The sequence below is a fragment of the Cohaesibacter sp. CAU 1516 genome (genome assembly GCF_005771485.1).
Classification (GTDB): domain Bacteria; phylum Pseudomonadota; class Alphaproteobacteria; order Rhizobiales; family Cohaesibacteraceae; genus Cohaesibacter; species Cohaesibacter intestini.
This window is the reverse complement of sequence record NZ_VANT01000002.1, coordinates 1-16,408: the sequence shown is the minus strand read 5'-3', so window position 1 is coordinate 16,408 and position 16,408 is coordinate 1. Positions and strand designations below refer to the sequence as shown.

Here is a 16,408-nt window from a genome sequence, read left to right as displayed (position 1 = left end):
CATGCCTGCGCACGACCCTTTGAGAGGCCGGACTATCCGGCCTTTTGGTCGTTTGCTGGCCTGCACCGCCCTGCTGGGCTTTTCCCTGTTTGTTTCGCCGCAAGGCTTGCCCCTCGCTGTTGTGCCTGTGAAGGCGGCTGAGCCTGTTCGCTTGCCACCCGTGCGGTTGCCGATGGCGGCACCGAAATTTGAATCTCTCTCCATTCAGGCGACCCCCATCCGTTCCTTTGGCGGTTATGGCACCGATGACAATGTCTATGGCAAGCTTCATTGGCTGGGCGGGCTGGAGCTTGAAAGCGATCATGACAGGTTTGGTGGCTTCTCCGGGCTGGCCTTTCTTGATTCGCAAACCTTTCTGGCTGTTGGTGACAAGGGAACGGTGTTGAAAGCGCGTTTGCTGCTCAAGGATGGCAGGCCAGATGGTGTGGAGGCGGGGCAGATGCGCCACTTGCCGCAGCTGTCGGAGCGGATGGAAGGCTGGCAGCGGGATAGCGAAGGCTTGGCGCTGCACGATAAGGCTGCTTATGTCAGCTTTGAAGGGGATGCGCGGGTCGTACGCTACGGGCTCACCAAGGAGGGAACCTTTACCCGCCAGAGCCGCTCTTTGCCATTGCCACGCTCTGTGTTGCGCGGGGCCAAGGCCAATACAGGCTTTGAGGCGATTGCCTTTTCACCGGAAGGCACGCGCCACGACGGTTCGTTCATTCTGATCAGCGAGCGTTTTGCGGGGGATCAGATACAGGGCTGGATTGTGCGCAATGGCAAGGCGCAGGCCTTTACCGTGCCGGAGCAGGGCGGGTTGGCGGTCACCGACGCCGCCTTCACAAGGGCGGGGGATTTGCTGATTCTGGAGCGGAAAGTCTCGCTGTTTGGCGGCTTGCAGATTCGCATCCGTCGGGTGCGGGCTGCGGATTTTGGTGCGGGGGCGATCGAGCGCACGGATATCCTGCTGACAGGCAATCTGTCCCATGCGCTTGACAATATGGAAGGCATGGCGGTCCAGCCGCAGCCGGATGGCTCTCACCTGATCACGCTGATCTCTGACGACAATTTCAATCCCCTGCAACGTACCTTACTGTTGCAGTTCCTGTTGCCTGCGGGGCAATGAAAAACCGGCCAGATCGGGTCTGGCCGGTTTCTTCTATTCTTTGCAATTCTGGCTTTGGATGATCGAGTGCCAATCCCTCAGGCAGACGGGGCCAGCGCGTCAACGCGACCGCGCAGGACTTTGTAGGGGGCCAGCATGATCAGCGAAACCAGCATTTTCACCAGATAGTCGCCAATGGCCCAACTGATCCAGCGTGGGGCTTCAGCCGTGGCTACACCCAGCAGCGGCGCATGGTCGGTCGGGAAACCATCGGGCGTCATGCCAAAGCCGGTGTCGAGTATGGCGAACTGAACCGAGAAGGCGATGCCGAAAAAGATGATCGTATCGAGGGTCGAGCCGAGGAAGGAGGATGTCAGCGGGGCTTTCCACCATGCATCCTGACGCAGACGGTTGAAGATGAAGACATCCAGCATCTGGGCAACCATGAAGGCAGTGCCAGAGGCAATGGCAATGCGTGGGGTGGCGAGCCAGATTGACAGGACCACAGCCAGCGCAAAACCGACCAGCACGATCAGGCGGGCCACTTTGGGGCCAAATTTGCGATTGGTCAGGTCGGTAACAAGGAAAGCCATCGGATAGGTGAAGGCGCCCCAGGTCAGGAGATCCTGCAGACCGAATGGATGGAAGGGAAACTGAACCAGATAGTTCGAGGCGGCGACAACGCCAACCATAGCCAGAATGGCGAGGCCCAGAGCAGCTGAGCCAGCTTTTTCATGAGTAGCAACCATGTGTCACTCTCCTATGTTGGCCGCAAATGGGAGAATAGCCCAAAGCGGATTAAGATACAAAAACAGCGCCCGTGAGGCGCTGCTTTCTTGTCGTGTCAAAGGCAGCCTGCGCTTGGCAGACCTACCGCTGCTTAGGAAGCAACAGTCTGTGCCTTCTGGATCTTGCGTTTGATCTGCAGAGCGTTGCTCGACAGTTCAGAGTCTTTGGCTTTAGCCAAGAAAGCATCAAGGCCGCCACGATGCTCAACAGACCGCAGGGCGTGAGCGCTAACGCGCATCTTAACGCCGGTGCCGAGGGTTTCGCTCAGCAGAGTCACATTCACCAGGTTTGGCAAAAAGCGACGACGGGTTCTGTTTTTTGCGTGGCTGACATTGTTACCGGACTGAACGCCTTTACCGGTCAGTTCACAGCGACGTGCCATGGAAAATCCCTCACAAATTATTAGGACGCCACCGGGCGCCCGCTCATTTCATATTCTGTGTTCGGCCAGTCTGACAGAGCAGATTGGCTGAAAAGTCGCCCCGGTATAGTGATCCTGAAAGGCTACGTCAAGCATTTCTGAGCCTTTGCGCCGTTTCTTTTCCCATTTCCTGCCTGAAGCCATGAGAAAGAGGGGGCGCTTTTCCACGCGACTGGATGAATTGTGAAGAATCTGTCGACTGAAGGCCTGTTTTGCAACTCTGTTTTCAGCCCCAGGCCGCCAAGAGCCTTCAATTTGCCTCAATTGTTTCGGACTACGGGTTTGTCGCAATTTGTTAACCATATTCAGAGACAGTGATAGTCTAGTGGTCGTGCTGGTTGGGATGTGGCCACGCATGGCACGCATGGAATGTGTCACAGTTCTGTGGAACTCACTGTGCGCTGTTTGGGAAATTGCACTTCCTTTTGCCAATCTGTTGCCGTTTACATCAGGCCACTCGTTTGCGTTTTGGGGATTAGAATGCTGAGCGCGATGCAAGATATCTTGAAAATGCCCATTGTCCGCACCTGCGGGGGCGCAGTCCAGACCCGCTCTGTAAGGGCCGGTTTGCTGGGGGCATGTTTTTGTGCGGGCCTGACGGGTGGGGTTGTCCTCACCCCGGTTTTGGCCGATGCCACGGAAATCGAGGCCACCTTTGGTATTTCGATTGCCGGAATTCCGGTTGGTAAGGGGTCGGCAAAAGCCAGCGTCAACGGGCGCAAATATGAAATTGATGCTTTCGCCAAGACATCCGGGGTGTCCAAACTGTTTATCGACAGCAAGGGACGTGCGATCAGCAAGGGGCGCTTTAACAGCAAGACCATGCTGCCAACGATGTATGCCCTGAATTCCAAGGAAGACAAAATCCACAATGTGGTTCAGATCGCCATGCGGTCGGGCAATGTCAGTGATTTTTCGGCCTCCCCACCGGTTTCAAAGCACAAAGACCGGATTCCGCTGAAACGGGTGCATACCCGGGGTATCATTGACCCGCTATCCAGTCTGTTGATGTCCGTCCGTTCCCCCAAGGATCGCGTTGGCAAGACGGTCTGCGATCGGACGATCCGGATGTTTGATGGGCGCTGGCGCTACAATATCGAGCTTTATTACAAGAGCACCGACACGGTGAAGGGCAGCTATCATGGGGCCTATAGCGGACCGGTCACCAAATGCGGGGCGCGATTCCGATTCGTCGCCGGTCATCGGCCCAACAAGGCCAGCACCAAGTTTATGGAGAGCAACAAGGATCTGGAGGCCTGGTTTATTCCCGTGGCGGATGAACCCGTGGTCGCGGTCTATCGCATCCAAATGGGAACGAATATCGGCCGTTTCGTGTTGCAGGCCAGAGAGATCCAATTCAACTGATCCTGTGGTCATGAACTGATTACTTACCGGAAAAAGGGGGCATGTGCCCCCTTTTTGTTTGTCTTGTCTGGTCAACAGGACAGGCGGGGTCAAACGCCTTGGCTGCGCTTGAGACGCTCACCGATTGGTTGTCCAGCGCCTGCCTCCTGTCCCTACTGCCTTCCCTTTCGATATATGAGATGGATCTGTCTCCATGCACACCAGATGGGGAAGTGTGCCGCTTGCGTGATGTGTCAAATCGGGACGGTTCGTTAATGATCAAAGTTTGAGCATCAGTAGGGATTTGGTTCGTTATACTTATATCACCTAGATATTGATGGTGGGGGTAAATTTATGGGTATATCTGGCGGGAACATTTTGAGAACATGGCGAAAGAAGCGATTCGTGCAGAGTTTGTTCTCTCTGCGTTCAAAGGGTTAACGCGAAGCGCTCTGTTGTGGGGAAATTGTTAACCAATTGAAAATATGGCTTTGTTTCGAATTGATGCGAAGTGATTAAAAAATAAACAGGCCGCGCTGCGATTTTGGGCAGATTGTTTCCAAATGGTTTATGAGCTGCCACGAGATCTTGTGTCTGTCACGCTATTGTCATCTATATCGAGATAGAACAATATAGGAACATGTGAAAGTCATCGATTCGGGCATGATTCGTTCCAGACTCGTTCTTTTCGTTAATACTGGTGCGGTTGCGCGGCTTTGGGTTGAATGTTGCAAGGATGTCGTGGCCGACGGGAAAAAGAGCAAGTGGTCCGATTGTTGCTTGCAAGCATGGAGCCGCTTTTGAGATAAGGAGGGCACGAACAGGCATCCGCCATTGTGTGAAAGATTTCGCACATTCGAAGAAAGACACCAGAGACGAGCCGACCTTGATGAGATGCCGGCTCTCAGACAGGCCATCGGCACGTCCATGACCAAGAAGAAACATACCGATTCCCCTTTTGCCTCGCTGGCCGGGTTGGCGGACAGCCTGAAGGGTGAGGCCGAGGCGAAGGCGCGCGCCGAGGCTGAAGACCGTTTGCGGGTCAAGCGGGCCGAGACTATCGCCGCAGGGCGGCCCGATGCCTTTGCGGGAATTGAAGCAGAGCTGATGCGCCGTGCGCAAGATCAAGGTCTGCCGGATGAGCGTGCATCGCGGCCCAAAACCGATCAGCCTTTTGCGGGCGCGCATCTCAAAGACAAGCCTTCTGCCGATGAGCCTTCCATGGAAGCGCAAATGGCCGCGCTGCTGAGCGCCAGCGATCCTGTTGTTGAGGATCGTCAGGCAGCCCCACGCACAAAACCGAAAGCCAAGTTCAAATCCAAGGCGGCCCCGAAAGCCAAAAGGTCTGCGGACCAAGGTGCGCGGGCGCATATCCATCGTCTGAGCGAACAGGCGCCCGGCTGGGCGGACAATGTGGGTTTTGAGAGACGGGGCAATCCGGCTCTCGGGCATGTTCATGCGATTCTGGGGCCAACCAATACGGGCAAGACCCATATGGCGATTGAGCGGATGGTGGCCCATTCGTCGGGTATCATCGGTCTGCCGTTGCGGCTTTTGGCGCGGGAGGTCTATGGCAAGCTGGTGGCCAAGGTCGGGCCTGAGGCCGTCGCGCTGCATACGGGAGAAGAGCGGATCGTGCCGCAAGGGGCGCGCTATCATGTCTGCACGGTGGAAGCGATGCCTGCGCATGCCGATGTCGCCTTTGTCGCCATCGACGAGGTGCAGTTGGCGTCCGATTTCGAGCGCGGTCATGTCTTCACCGACCGGATGCTGCATTTGCGCGGCCGTGAAGAAACCCTGTTGCTCGGCGCGGCGACGATGCAGCCGATGGTCGAGCAGTTGCTGCCCGGAGCGACGATCACCAGCCGCCCGCGGATGTCGCAGCTGACCTATGAGGGACAGAAGAAGCTGTCGCGTCTGCCGCGCCGGTCTGCGGTGGTGACTTTCTCGGTCAACGATGTCTATGCGATTGCCGAATTGGTTCGCCGCCAGAAGGGCGGCGCAGCGGTGGTGATGGGCAGTCTGTCTCCCCGCACCCGCAATGCGCAGGTCGAGCTGTTCCAGAATGGCGATGTGGACCATCTGATCGCGACGGATGCGATCGGCATGGGGCTCAATCTCGATGTGGATCATGTGGCCTTTGCGGCGGAGAAAAAGTTTGACGGCTTTCAGCATCGCCGCCTGACGGCTGCCGAGCTGGCGCAGATTGCCGGGCGCGCCGGGCGTCACACCCGCGACGGGACCTTCGGGGTCACGGGGCGGGTCAGCCCGTTCGAAGATGAACTGGTTGAGCAGCTTGAATGCCACGTCTTCCAGCCTGTCAAAATGCTGCAATGGCGCAATCGTATGCTGGATTTTTCCAGCTATGGCGATCTGATTGCCTCGCTGGAGGTCGCACCCAGCCAGCCGGGCCTGACCAAGGCCTTGCCCGCAAGTGATGTGCAGGCTCTTGAATTGCTCTACAAGGATCGCGACATTCAGCGACGGGCGGACAGCTCGGACTGTTTGCGATTGTTATGGGATGTCTGTCAGGTGCCGGACTATCGCAAGATTGCCCCGGCCAACCATGCAGAACTGATTGGCGTGCTGTTTCAGCAGCTCGAAGAACGGGGGACTTTGTCCAATGACTGGCTAACGGCACAGATTGCCTACGCGGATAGGATTGATGGCGATATTGACACACTCGCCAATAGAATTGCACATATCCGCACATGGACCTTTGTTGCCAATAAAAAGGGGTGGCTAGATGAACCCCTTTTGTGGCAAGAGAAAACCAGAGCCGTTGAGGACCGCTTGTCGGATGCCTTGCATGAGCGGCTCACCAAGCGCTTCATTGATAGGCGCACAAGTGTACTGATGAAACGTCTGAGAGAAAAAGCAATGCTCGAAGCGGAAATTACTCCTGCCGGTGACGTGCTGGTGGAAGGCCAGCATGTTGGTCAATTGCAAGGATTTCGCTTTGCGCCCGATGTGAGTGCTGAAGGCAATGATGCCAAAGCTATTCATGCCGCCGCGCAGAAAGTCCTTTCTGTCGAATTCGAAAACAGATCGGAGAAAATCGCTGGCGCAGCCAATGATCAGTTCTTGTTATCCGGGGATGGAATCCTTCGGTGGCAGGGTGCGCCGATTGCCAAGCTGGTGGCTGGCGATGTGGTCCTGAAGCCGCGCCTGATGGTGTTGGCTGATGAGGGTCTGAGCGGTGTCGCGCTGGAGAATGTCCAGTCGCGAATCAATCTTTGGTTGAGCAATCACATCAATCTGCTTTTGCAGCCTTTGGTGGATCTCTCGACAGTCGAAGAACTGGAAGGCATCGCCAAAGGGCTTGCGTTCCAACTCGTTGAAAATCTTGGTATTCTAGATCGTCGATCGGTCTCGGAAGATGTGCGTTCGCTCGATCAGGATGCCCGTGCCTCGTTGCGCAAGTTCGGTGTCCGGTTCGGTGCCTATCACATCTATATTCCGGCTCTTTTGAAGCCGGCACCAAGCACGATGCTGGTGATGATGTGGGCCCTTCACAATGGTGGTCTGGATCAGGAAGGCATTCAGGATGTGCCGGCTCTGTCGGCTTCCGGCCGTACCTCTATTCCGATCAATGAGGCGATTGCACCGCAGCTCTACAAGACCGTCGGCTTCGGTGTTTATGGCAAGCGCGCGGTGCGAATCGACATTCTCGAGCGTCTGGCCGATCTCATTCGCCCGCTGCTCAGCTGGCGTCCAACCGAGGAAGCGCCCGAGCCGCCGGAAGGGGCTGTCGAGCGCGGTTTCACCGTGACGGTGGCCATGACCTCGCTGCTGGGATGTGCCGGGGAAGACTTCTCAACGATTCTCAAATCGCTTGGCTATCGGGTCGAGCGGCGCCGAATCGAGCCGGAGCAGCCAGCCGAAAAACCTGCCGAGACAGAGGCTGCCGCCCCGGTTGAAGGGGAAACCGCAGTCGCTGAAGCGGTGGATGCAGAGGACAAATCCGGGGACGCTTCTGCTGATGCAGACACTTCTCCACAGGAAGCTGCACCTGCTGACGCCGTTGTTGAAGCAGGGGCGGAAGAGGCGAAGGCTGAAGCCGATAGCGAGCCGGAAGAACAGTGGCTTGAAATCTGGCGTCCGGGTGGGCGTGGGGATCGCCGTCCACAACGCTCTGGTCAGCGCAACGCCAAGCCGGGTCAGAAAGACGCCCGTGGCAAAGGCGGCAAACGCGGTGGTCCGCGCAATCAGGATGGTGGCCATAAAGGTCAGGATCGGTCGCGCAACAATGACAAGGGTCGCGGCAAGCCTCGCGATCAGGCCTCGCGCAAACCGGAAAAAGTTGCGGATCCTGATTCCCCATTCGCGGCACTTGCTGCTCTGAAAGCAAATCTGGACAAGGGCAAATAGCCCTTGTTCGCGACTGCCATGGTGCCGCATGAGTGAGGCGACCTCCAAGCTCCGGATTGACAAGTGGCTGTGGTTTGCGCGTGTTGCCAAGACGCGCAGTCTGGCTGCTAAGCTTGTTACATCCGGTGCCGTGCGGCTCAACAAGGACAAGGTCAGTGCAGCCAGCCAGGCCGTCAAGGTGGGTGACGTGCTGACCATTGTTCGGGGCAATCTGGTGCTGGTCTACAAGGTTGAGGCGCTCGGTTCGCGTCGCGGCCCTGCCAGCGAAGCCCAGTTGCTGTTTGAAGACCTCTCTCCCAAACCCGTCAAATCGGATCAATCCGCAATGGATGTTGCCCCCGGTGCTGGTCAGCCGCGTCCGTCCAAGAAAGACAGGCGTGAATTGATGCGGCTCAAACGCAGTTACGGCGATGAGTGACGGGCGTATCTAGAACTTTCGATAATAGGTATATTTTTTACCTGTTTTTTTCTGGCGATTTGTGTTTGATCAAGGAACCTGAATTCCAACGATTGTTTTCTCTTTTGGGCAGTCCATTTGCCGTGGGGGAAAATATGGCCCCGAAAGCAGCGGCTGTCGCAAAATGGTTCTGGTTTGCGGGCTCCATTTGCAATGAATAGCGCTTGAATCCCCGGGGTAAAAGCGATAGCAAATTGGGAATGAATTTATGGTCTGGTCGGCGTTGACCGATGGCTTGATCAGGCTTGCGGAAAAGGACTGGCGCTCGCGCCATATGTAAGCAAAAGGGATGTCTGCCCGTATCATCGCATGATGAATGGGCCTGAGATCGGCATCCAAATGCGGAGAAGGCAATGACCTATATCGTCCTGGATAATTGCATCAAGTGCAAATATACCGATTGTGTTGAAGTCTGTCCGGTCGATTGTTTTTACGAGGGTGAAAACTTCCTCGTTATTCATCCCGACGAGTGCATTGACTGTGGCGTATGCGAGCCGGAATGCCCGGCGGAAGCGATTAAGCCGGATACCGAACCGGGCCTTGAAGACTGGCTCAAGATCAATGCGGAATATGCCGAGAAGTGGCCCAACATCACCGCCTCCAAGCCGCCGATGGCAGATGCGAAGAAGTGGGATGGTGTCGAGAACAAGCTGCAATATCTCTCCCCGAACCCGGGTGAGGGTGATTGAGCATTGCTGCCATGCAGTATAATGACAGCTGGTCCGGATGTTAAAAAGCGCATATCCGGGCCATTTTTTATGGTCGCAGAAAACTAATTTTATGCTGAGTCGATGTGGATTTTGGGTGATTTAACGGCAGAGATCTGCGGATTGTGTCATATCAATGAGGCTGCGCAGGCGCGATTTGGGCGCACCATGAAAGTTTGATCACAATCAAATCTTGGAAATATAACAAAAATATGCTATTCTCCCGTAATCAGCTGATCAAGGAAGGTATGCAACACTCCTGTTCTGGGAGTTTTTTTATGCGCATTTAATGCTTCATGCAATGTTAAAGTGCGCAATACACACAGACGTGCCAAATTCAGTTCTGATGCACTGCAAAAGGATGCCCTTCTTCACTGGATCGATGATTTCTTGAAGTGGCGGCATTTTGCGTTTTGTGACCGAAAACGCGGGTTTCCGGTTTATTAAAGAGATTGGGGCGGGTAATGGATCCGCTCTCAAGCGACGCGGGAGTTTCTAGCGTATGGCCATCAAAAAAGCCACCCAACGTCAGGGCTTTAAAATCAACGAATTCATCGTCTATCCAGCTCACGGTGTGGGCCAAATTGTCAATATCGAAGAGCAGGAAGTCGCAGGCCTGAGCCTGGAGCTTTTCGTGATCAACTTCGAGCAAGACAAAATGACCTTGCGCGTTCCGATTGGCAAAGTCGCTTCTGTAGGCATGCGGAAGCTGTCCGATGAAGATGCTGTTGACAAGGCGCTGGTGACGGTGACAGGGCGCGCTCGTATCAAGCGCACCATGTGGAGCCGCCGCGCGCAGGAATATGAGGCAAAAATCAATTCCGGTGATCTGCAGTCAATCGCAGAAGTCGTGCGCGATCTGTATCGCTCCGACACCCAGCCGGAACAATCCTATTCCGAACGCCAGCTTTATGAGGCTGCTCTGGATCGTATGGCTCGTGAAGTGGCTGCGATTCGCAAGCTGTCCGGCACGGAAGCGGTTCAGTTGATCGAGAAGAATCTGGCCAAAGGGCCGCGCCGTGGCGCTGCCAAGACCGAGCAGGAAGAAGCTGCTGCCTGATTGTGTCCCTGATGGGATGACATTTAAAAACCCCGGTGAGCGCTGTTCACCGGGGTTTTTTATTTGTCCTTCAAAAGCCTTGTGCGGCTGTTGGTGACATTTGCATGCCTCGTGCCGAAAGTAGAGCGTTGGACTGCGGGCCGGTCCGAGGGCTGCAGGCCTTAGTTCAAGGAGCGGATCACTTTGATCTGTTGGCCACGTTTGAGGCGCGCCCCTGAATCGATGTCGTTGAGAATGCGAAACAGGCGTAATTTGTTCTCCGTGCCTTCCATGCGCTCCGCCACGCGTTGCGGGCTGTCTCCACCTCCTGCCGTGACAATATTAATGGTCAGGGGTTTGTAGGACTGCGCCTGCTGGAAGGAGAGGGTGCGGAAGCTGTTGACGGTTTCGGCGACCGCACTTTCATAGGCAGAGTTCGGATTTGTGGTGGCAAATACAAAGCGATAGGTGGCGGATTGTACCCGGATGATGGCGATCCGGAAGGTCCAGCCCTTGGCCTTGGCCGCAGCGAGTACTGCGGGTTGGCCATCAATCATCTGCTCGCGAATCGAACCGGTCAGCAGACCGGTGACCCAGCCGGACGTCAGATAGCTGGTCAGAGGCACGTCAGGGCTGACACTCACCCCATCAAAGCGCATCGCGGTGCCGTCCGGGGCCACCGCGAGCACCGCTTTGGTGGTGTTCTCCAGACGATAGCCCGTTGGCAGAGAGAAACGGATCCGCAGATGCGGGTGAATGTAGGAGTTGCCGCGCACGAAGCCTTCATCCGGCGCGTCGCCAAACAGCATGCCGTCGATCGCTTCGAGATAGTCCTCGCGTTCACGTGCACCGACGCTCGGACCGCCATAGCGTCTGGCGGTGAATATCGCGGTCTGGATGCGTTGGGGGGTGGTGGGGTGCGATGACAGGAAGTTGGCCTTCGGATCATTGTCGGCGCGGCCTGTGAGAAATTCTGCATACTGGCCCATCGTGCTGAGGAACCGGCTGGCCGCGAAGGGGTCAAGTCCTGCGCGAAAGGCGGTCTCGATGCCCTGCTTGTCGGCCTCGAGTTCCTGAACCTGCGAGAAGCTGGCCAGTGTCACCAGATTGCGGGTCTTGATCGATGCTTTGCGTGCATTGTCATCGCCGACCATGTTGTCCATCACCTTGGCGGTCAGCTCCGTATCCCGACGGGCTCTGGCGCGTTCCAGCGCATGGCGGGCTGTGACATGGGCCATTTCGTGGGCGAGGACTGCAGCCAGTTCAGACTTGTCATTGGCCAGAGCGATCAGGCCGCGTGTGACATAGAGATAGCCGCCGGGCAGGGCAAAGGCATTGACCGTCGGGCTGTTGAGAATGGTCACCCGATAAGGGCGATTGGGCTCGGTGGAGGCCGCAACGAGCCTGCCAACCAGCTTTGCCACCATCACTTCGAGGCGCGGATTGCTATAGACACCACCATAGGCCTTGACGATTTTGGGATGTTCCTTGCGGCCGATTTCCCGCTCGACGGCATCAATGGCCGAACTGTTGGCAGGGGCGACGCCGGAGATGCTCGGTTCGTTGCCGCTGGTCAATACGCTCTTGCAGCCAGCCAGCAGCATAAGGGTCGCGCCAAGGATGGCAGCGTTTCTAAGACGGGTCAGGCGCTGTTTGCTCAAATATTCGTCCCCACATCAATTCTCAGAGCAATTCGTTTGAAGGTCTGGACCATTCAGCTTGCTTTTATCCTTTGCTTGCATCCGCCCGGCTCACCTGGGTGGCTTTTCCTGCCACAGTTGCTCCGGGTGGTGCACTCGAATCAGCGGCCCCCCGCGTGTTTCGACCCATCCTCGAACATATATATAGGCATTTTTCAGGGCATCCAGCGATTTGTTTTCGGCTTCCCATCGGGTCAGGCTTTTTTCACTGAGTGTGACTGTAAAGTCCTTTTTCCAGTTGGGGCCGAAATTCAGATAGCTGGTGCTGTGATCCATGCGAGAGACCGTGCGCACCCTGCCATAAACAAGCTGATAGGTGGAGACGATGGCAGAAAGGTGGAGGCGGTTGGATGGCTTTGGCTGATACTGCGCCTCTTTCCACAATCCAAGTTTGGCCTGTCGAGCCTTTTGTTCCGCATTCAGCAAGCGTTTGGCACAGGCATTCGACACTGTGTCGACATCGATACGCACGAGGCCCATCGCTGCAAGTTGCTCCTGCAACAGGTGTGGTTGGTGAGTTGCTTCGGGAGTGGACTGAATAAAGGCGGGCCGTCTGCCCCGGCGATCCGGTTTTGCCTTTTTGCTGACATGGATGGTGGGTCGTGCTGACTTCAGGACTTTGGTGATCTCGGCCTGCTTTTGCTGTGCAAGGCTTGCGGGTTTGAGATGTTCTACAAGGATGCCATCCAACAGCCAGATGTTGCCAGCAGGCGTTATAATGTCAGCTGGAGCGCTGAAGCGGCTGGTGCCCGTCGGTGCCAAGGGGGACAAGGCTTCAAGGCACGGATGGGTGGCCGCGCGCTCATCTGCCTGAGATGACGCCAGTGAGAGTGCGGTGCCACATAAGCCGATCAAGACGAAGAGCAAGAGCTGATGGGTGCGCATCCATAGGGCCTTTGGTTCAATCCTGCGAGGCAGGCAATCGAAAGCGTACAGGGCAGGTTGATCTGCCATAGGCGAAATGATAGAGAGCTTTGACATTGCGGTCGAATTGTTTTCGCTGCTAGCGACTGCCATTGTTTCAAGAAGGCAGTTTTTCATGCAATGGCTCAAATGGCCCCGTAGCTCAGATGGATAGAGCAACCGCCTCCTAAGCGGTAGGTCGCGCGTTCGACTCGCGCCGGGGTCACCATTTCTTGATTTTCCACTTGTTTTGCTGGCTGGTTTGCCTTGTGCCATAAATGGTCGGGTGGGGTCTGTTTCGTGCGAATCAGATTGGCGTTTGGCCGAAATCCGGTGTGTCAGCGCAGATCAATTGCGTTGGATGTGTCTGGAAATTTCCAGTCTGGAGGCCGGCCATGCCAAGTGCCCGTGGCCAGCGATTGCTGAACCTTCTCTCAGAACCTTCTCTCAATGGCATGGCTAGTTGGAAGCCGAAATGTGTCAGCTGGTGGGTCTGGTTGGTTTTCACTCCTTCAGTCTCCTCTTGATGGCTAATAACGAAGAAGGAGGCGTCAGGGAATTTTCCCTAAAGGCCTTTGTTGTAAAGTCTTTTCATTTGCTGAAATGGCCTGAACACCTCTGCTAGGTGCAGGGGCTTATGTCTGTGGTCATTTCAATCACAAAGAATGTGTCGGCTCCCCTGGGTCCTGAATCGCCTCCCCGCAAACTGTATAAGATGCGTTCATTGTGCCGATCCTTGCCCTTGTCAGGTGAAACGCATCATCTGGACGGAGGGCAAATCTCCCAGTCCGCTGTGTTTTGGTAAGTTAATGTTAAGTTACTTATCACTACTCTATCCGGAGTTGCACCTGATGGGGTTCTACATGACTGTTTCCTTGAAGAACAAGAATATGCCGATTTCGGTTCGAATTGCACTTTTGGCCTTCGTTCCCTTGTTCGCACTTGTTGCGCTTGCCGGGTTTGAACTGGTGACCAAGCGACAACAACTGGTGGAGGCGGAGGCCGTTGTCCAAGTTGCCCGGATTGCGCCGTCTATTTCCGGGCTTGTGCATGAGTTGCAAAAGGAACGCGGAACCTCGGCTGGCTATATCGGATCCAAGGGTGAGAAATTCGCTGACACGATCGGCGCACGGCGCAAAGATACGGATCGGGCGTTGCGGGCCTTTTATGATGTGATTCCGGCGGCAACCGGCAAGTTGGCTTTTGATGGCTTCAAGACACCTTATGAGGCTGCCCGGGCCGAGTTGGAGAAGCTCGCTGCGGTGCGTGGAGACGTCGATGGGTTCCGCCGGACGGTGCCTCAAATGGCTGGCTATTATACGCCGCTGATCGCCAAACTGCTCGCTTCGGTCGAAAGCATTGCCCTTGTGACGAACGAGGGTGAGACCGTTCGATCCCTTGTGGCCTATATGGCGTTCCTGCAGGCAAAGGAGCGCGCAGGCATTGAACGCGCCATGGGGGCCGCCGGTTTCGGGTCAGGTGCCTTTGCCGAAGGTGTCTATCGCAACTTTGTAGGTCTGGGTGCGATGCAGACTTCGTTCCACTCCATTTTTAATCGCTTTGCATCTGAAGAAGAGCAGGCGGCATTGACTGGTGTCCTGGCCAGTGCCGAGCAGCAAGAGGTGGATCGCTTGCGGGCGCTCGCAAACAAGGGGCCGTTTGGAGGGGACATCTCCTCTGTGAGCGGACCTGACTGGTTTGCCGCCAGCACCAAGCGTATTGATTTGCTGAAGGGGGTCGAGGACAAGGTTGCTGCTGATGTTGTCTCCCAGGCAGAGCGTGTCGCGTCAGAGGTCAATAAGGAATTCTGGGGGGTGCTGGGGCTTCTGGCCGTCATGTGCGCCTTCATGGTGGTCTTGTCGTTCAAAATCGCCCGGTCGATCACCGTGCCACTTATGATAATGGTGAAAGATATGGAGTGTCTGGCGCAAGATGATACCAATATTGAAATCATTGGCGCCGACAGAGGTGACGAGATTGGCAATATGGCGCGGGCGATTCAGGTCTTCCGCGAGAATGCGGTTGAGCGTCAGCGCCTGGAAAAAGAGGCAATGCAAGAGCGGGAGCGTGAGGTGCACCGCCAGAACCATCTCGACAAGCTGGTCGGGAGCTTCCGTCATATGATTGACAATACCCTACAGGCTGTTGAAGGCCAGACTGTTGCCATGAAGGATACGGCTGGCACTCTGACAAAGGTTGCCAATTCGGCGACGTCAGACGCCAATGCGGCCGGGCAGGCATCTGCCGGTGCTTCGGGCAATGTGCAAACGGTGGCTTCCGCAACAGATCAGATGGTGATTTCGGTCAGGGAAATTTCCGAACAGGCGGTTCATGCAAACAAAATGGTGGGGGCTGCGACTGAGCTTGCTCGCAGCACCAACAAGGATGTCGCCTCATTGGCAGAAGCAGCTGAGCGGATCGGCACAGTTGTGGGAATCATTCGTGACATCGCGGATCAGACCAATCTGCTGGCATTGAATGCGACGATCGAGGCGGCAAGGGCCGGGGAAATGGGCAAGGGATTTGCCGTGGTGGCGTCCGAGGTGAAGGAGCTTGCGAGCCAGACCTCCAAGGCAACGGAAGAGATTTCGGGTCAGATTACTTCGGTCCAGACTCTGACTGAAAATGCCGTCAATGCGATTGGCCGTATTACCTCCACCGTTGATGATATTAGCGGTGTGACGGCCACAATAGCGTCGGCCGTGGAAGAACAAGAAGCCTCGACGCAGGAAATTGCCGGTTCGATTCAGAAAGTTTCTGCCGACACCCAGAATGCGATGAACAGCGCTCAAGGGGTCGCGGCCGTGATTGGAGAGACGGCCACAGAAGCGCAAAGTGTGGAAGCGGCGTCAGACAAGCTGAGTGTAGCAGCGCGTCAGCTGGCGCAAGATGTTGAAGGCTTCCTCAACGATGTCCGACAAGATGTGCGTGAAAGACGCAATAGCCTGCGGGTGAAAATGAGAGAAGTTGTTGCGCTGCTTCATAACGGCAATCGGGTCAATGCCGTGATTGTTGATGCAAGTGAACAGGGATGCAAGCTGTCCAACGCTCAGGCGTTTAAACCAAACGAGACTATACAGCTTGAACTGGCGACGGGGAAAGTGGTCGCGGCGCGCGTTGCCTGGCAGGACGGTGAATTTGCCGGCTTGGAATTTGCTGAACGTATAGAAGACTTGGTGCTGCTGAAGGCTGCCTAAGGAATCTGGCTTCACAAACACCCAATAAGTCGCCCCGTGAGAGCAATCTTGCGGGGTTCTTTGATGCAGAAGTCAGGTGCTGACGATCTAATTTCGAGACCAATTGACAGGAATGAAAAGCGAAGTGAAGTTATCCTTGCGCTTTGTTGCTGGCTGCGAGGTATGGGGATATTTATTGCCTCTCTAAGTCATTGAAATTACTTAATTTTTGATTTATCCTGAATTGTTGTCATAAAAATGTATTTTAGTGTTTGACTCTGGTTAGGGGTGGGTCTATAACCCGGTTCATCGACAGCGGCGGCGCTGCTGGCGGCGGGGCGGTTTGCTCCAAAATTCAGAGTTTGCGGTCTGAGGCTTTGGTCTTTGTTGGTTGCATAACTTTTTGAAAAAGCA

12 protein-coding genes and 1 tRNA gene are annotated in these 16,408 nt (G+C 55.5%); 8 read left to right on the top strand and 5 right to left on the bottom strand.

Translation table 11 applies throughout. The features are described from left to right. Position 1: 1 nt before the first annotated feature. On the top strand, positions 2-1,108 hold the full coding sequence (locus FDK21_RS06980) for an esterase-like activity of phytase family protein (protein ID WP_171021985.1): 1,107 nt from the start codon (positions 2-4) through the stop codon (positions 1,106-1,108). Positions 1,109-1,185: 77 nt separating this feature from the next. Here the strand turns inward: FDK21_RS06980 and FDK21_RS06975 are convergent, their stop codons facing one another. Both FDK21_RS06975 and rpmB read right to left on the bottom strand, forming a co-directional pair. Beyond that, entirely contained in the window at positions 1,186-1,836 is a 651-nt protein-coding gene (locus FDK21_RS06975) for a queuosine precursor transporter (protein WP_171021984.1), read from the bottom strand. Between the two features lie 131 nt (positions 1,837-1,967). Then, positions 1,968-2,258, bottom strand: a complete 291-nt coding sequence (gene rpmB / locus FDK21_RS06970; protein WP_114008518.1) for a 50S ribosomal protein L28 — start codon at positions 2,256-2,258, stop codon at positions 1,968-1,970. 549 nt (positions 2,259-2,807) lie between these two features. Between rpmB and FDK21_RS06965 the strand changes: the two genes are divergently transcribed. The 5 genes from FDK21_RS06965 (at position 2,808) to FDK21_RS06945 (ending at position 10,236) form a co-directional block, all read left to right on the top strand. Then, positions 2,808-3,662: a DUF3108 domain-containing protein gene (locus tag FDK21_RS06965; protein ID WP_171021983.1), complete on the top strand. Its 855-nt coding sequence runs from the start codon at positions 2,808-2,810 to the stop codon at positions 3,660-3,662. Positions 3,663-5,135: 1,473 nt separating this feature from the next. Beyond that, a complete protein-coding gene (locus FDK21_RS06960; protein WP_210238723.1) occupies positions 5,136-8,012 on the top strand; it encodes a helicase-related protein in 2,877 nt (958 codons plus the stop codon). Between the two features lie 28 nt (positions 8,013-8,040). After that, positions 8,041-8,430, top strand: coding sequence for an RNA-binding S4 domain-containing protein (locus FDK21_RS06955; RefSeq protein WP_114008520.1), 390 nt, complete (start codon positions 8,041-8,043; stop codon positions 8,428-8,430). A gap of 392 nt (positions 8,431-8,822) precedes the next feature. Beyond that, positions 8,823-9,158 carry a ferredoxin FdxA gene (gene fdxA, locus FDK21_RS06950; protein ID WP_114008521.1) on the top strand — a complete coding sequence of 112 codons (336 nt, stop codon included), beginning with the start codon at positions 8,823-8,825 and terminating at the stop codon, positions 9,156-9,158. Positions 9,159-9,678: 520 nt separating this feature from the next. Continuing rightward, on the top strand, positions 9,679-10,236 hold the full coding sequence (locus FDK21_RS06945) for a CarD family transcriptional regulator (RefSeq protein ID WP_114008522.1): 558 nt from the start codon (positions 9,679-9,681) through the stop codon (positions 10,234-10,236). Between the two features lie 161 nt (positions 10,237-10,397). Here the strand turns inward: FDK21_RS06945 and FDK21_RS06940 are convergent, their stop codons facing one another. Beyond that, on the bottom strand, positions 10,398-11,876 hold the full coding sequence (locus FDK21_RS06940) for a M48 family metalloprotease (RefSeq protein ID WP_210238705.1): 1,479 nt from the start codon (positions 11,874-11,876) through the stop codon (positions 10,398-10,400). A 90-nt stretch (positions 11,877-11,966) separates the two neighbouring features. Beyond that, a complete protein-coding gene (locus FDK21_RS06935) occupies positions 11,967-12,800 on the bottom strand; it encodes a thermonuclease family protein (RefSeq protein ID WP_171021982.1) in 834 nt (277 codons plus the stop codon). 170 nt (positions 12,801-12,970) lie between these two features. On the opposite strand from FDK21_RS06935, the gene FDK21_RS06930 reads away from it, so the two are divergent. After that, positions 12,971-13,047 (top strand) — tRNA-Arg (locus FDK21_RS06930). Positions 13,048-13,681: 634 nt separating this feature from the next. Continuing rightward, the gene (locus FDK21_RS06925) at positions 13,682-16,015 is read left to right on the top strand and encodes a nitrate- and nitrite sensing domain-containing protein (RefSeq protein ID WP_171021981.1); all 2,334 of its coding nucleotides are present in this window, start codon (positions 13,682-13,684) and stop codon (positions 16,013-16,015) included. Positions 16,016-16,212: 197 nt separating this feature from the next. Here the strand turns inward: FDK21_RS06925 and FDK21_RS20770 are convergent. Beyond that, positions 16,213-16,408 (bottom strand): hypothetical protein (locus tag FDK21_RS20770; RefSeq protein ID WP_210238704.1); only part of this gene is annotated, 196 nt, incomplete at its 5' end.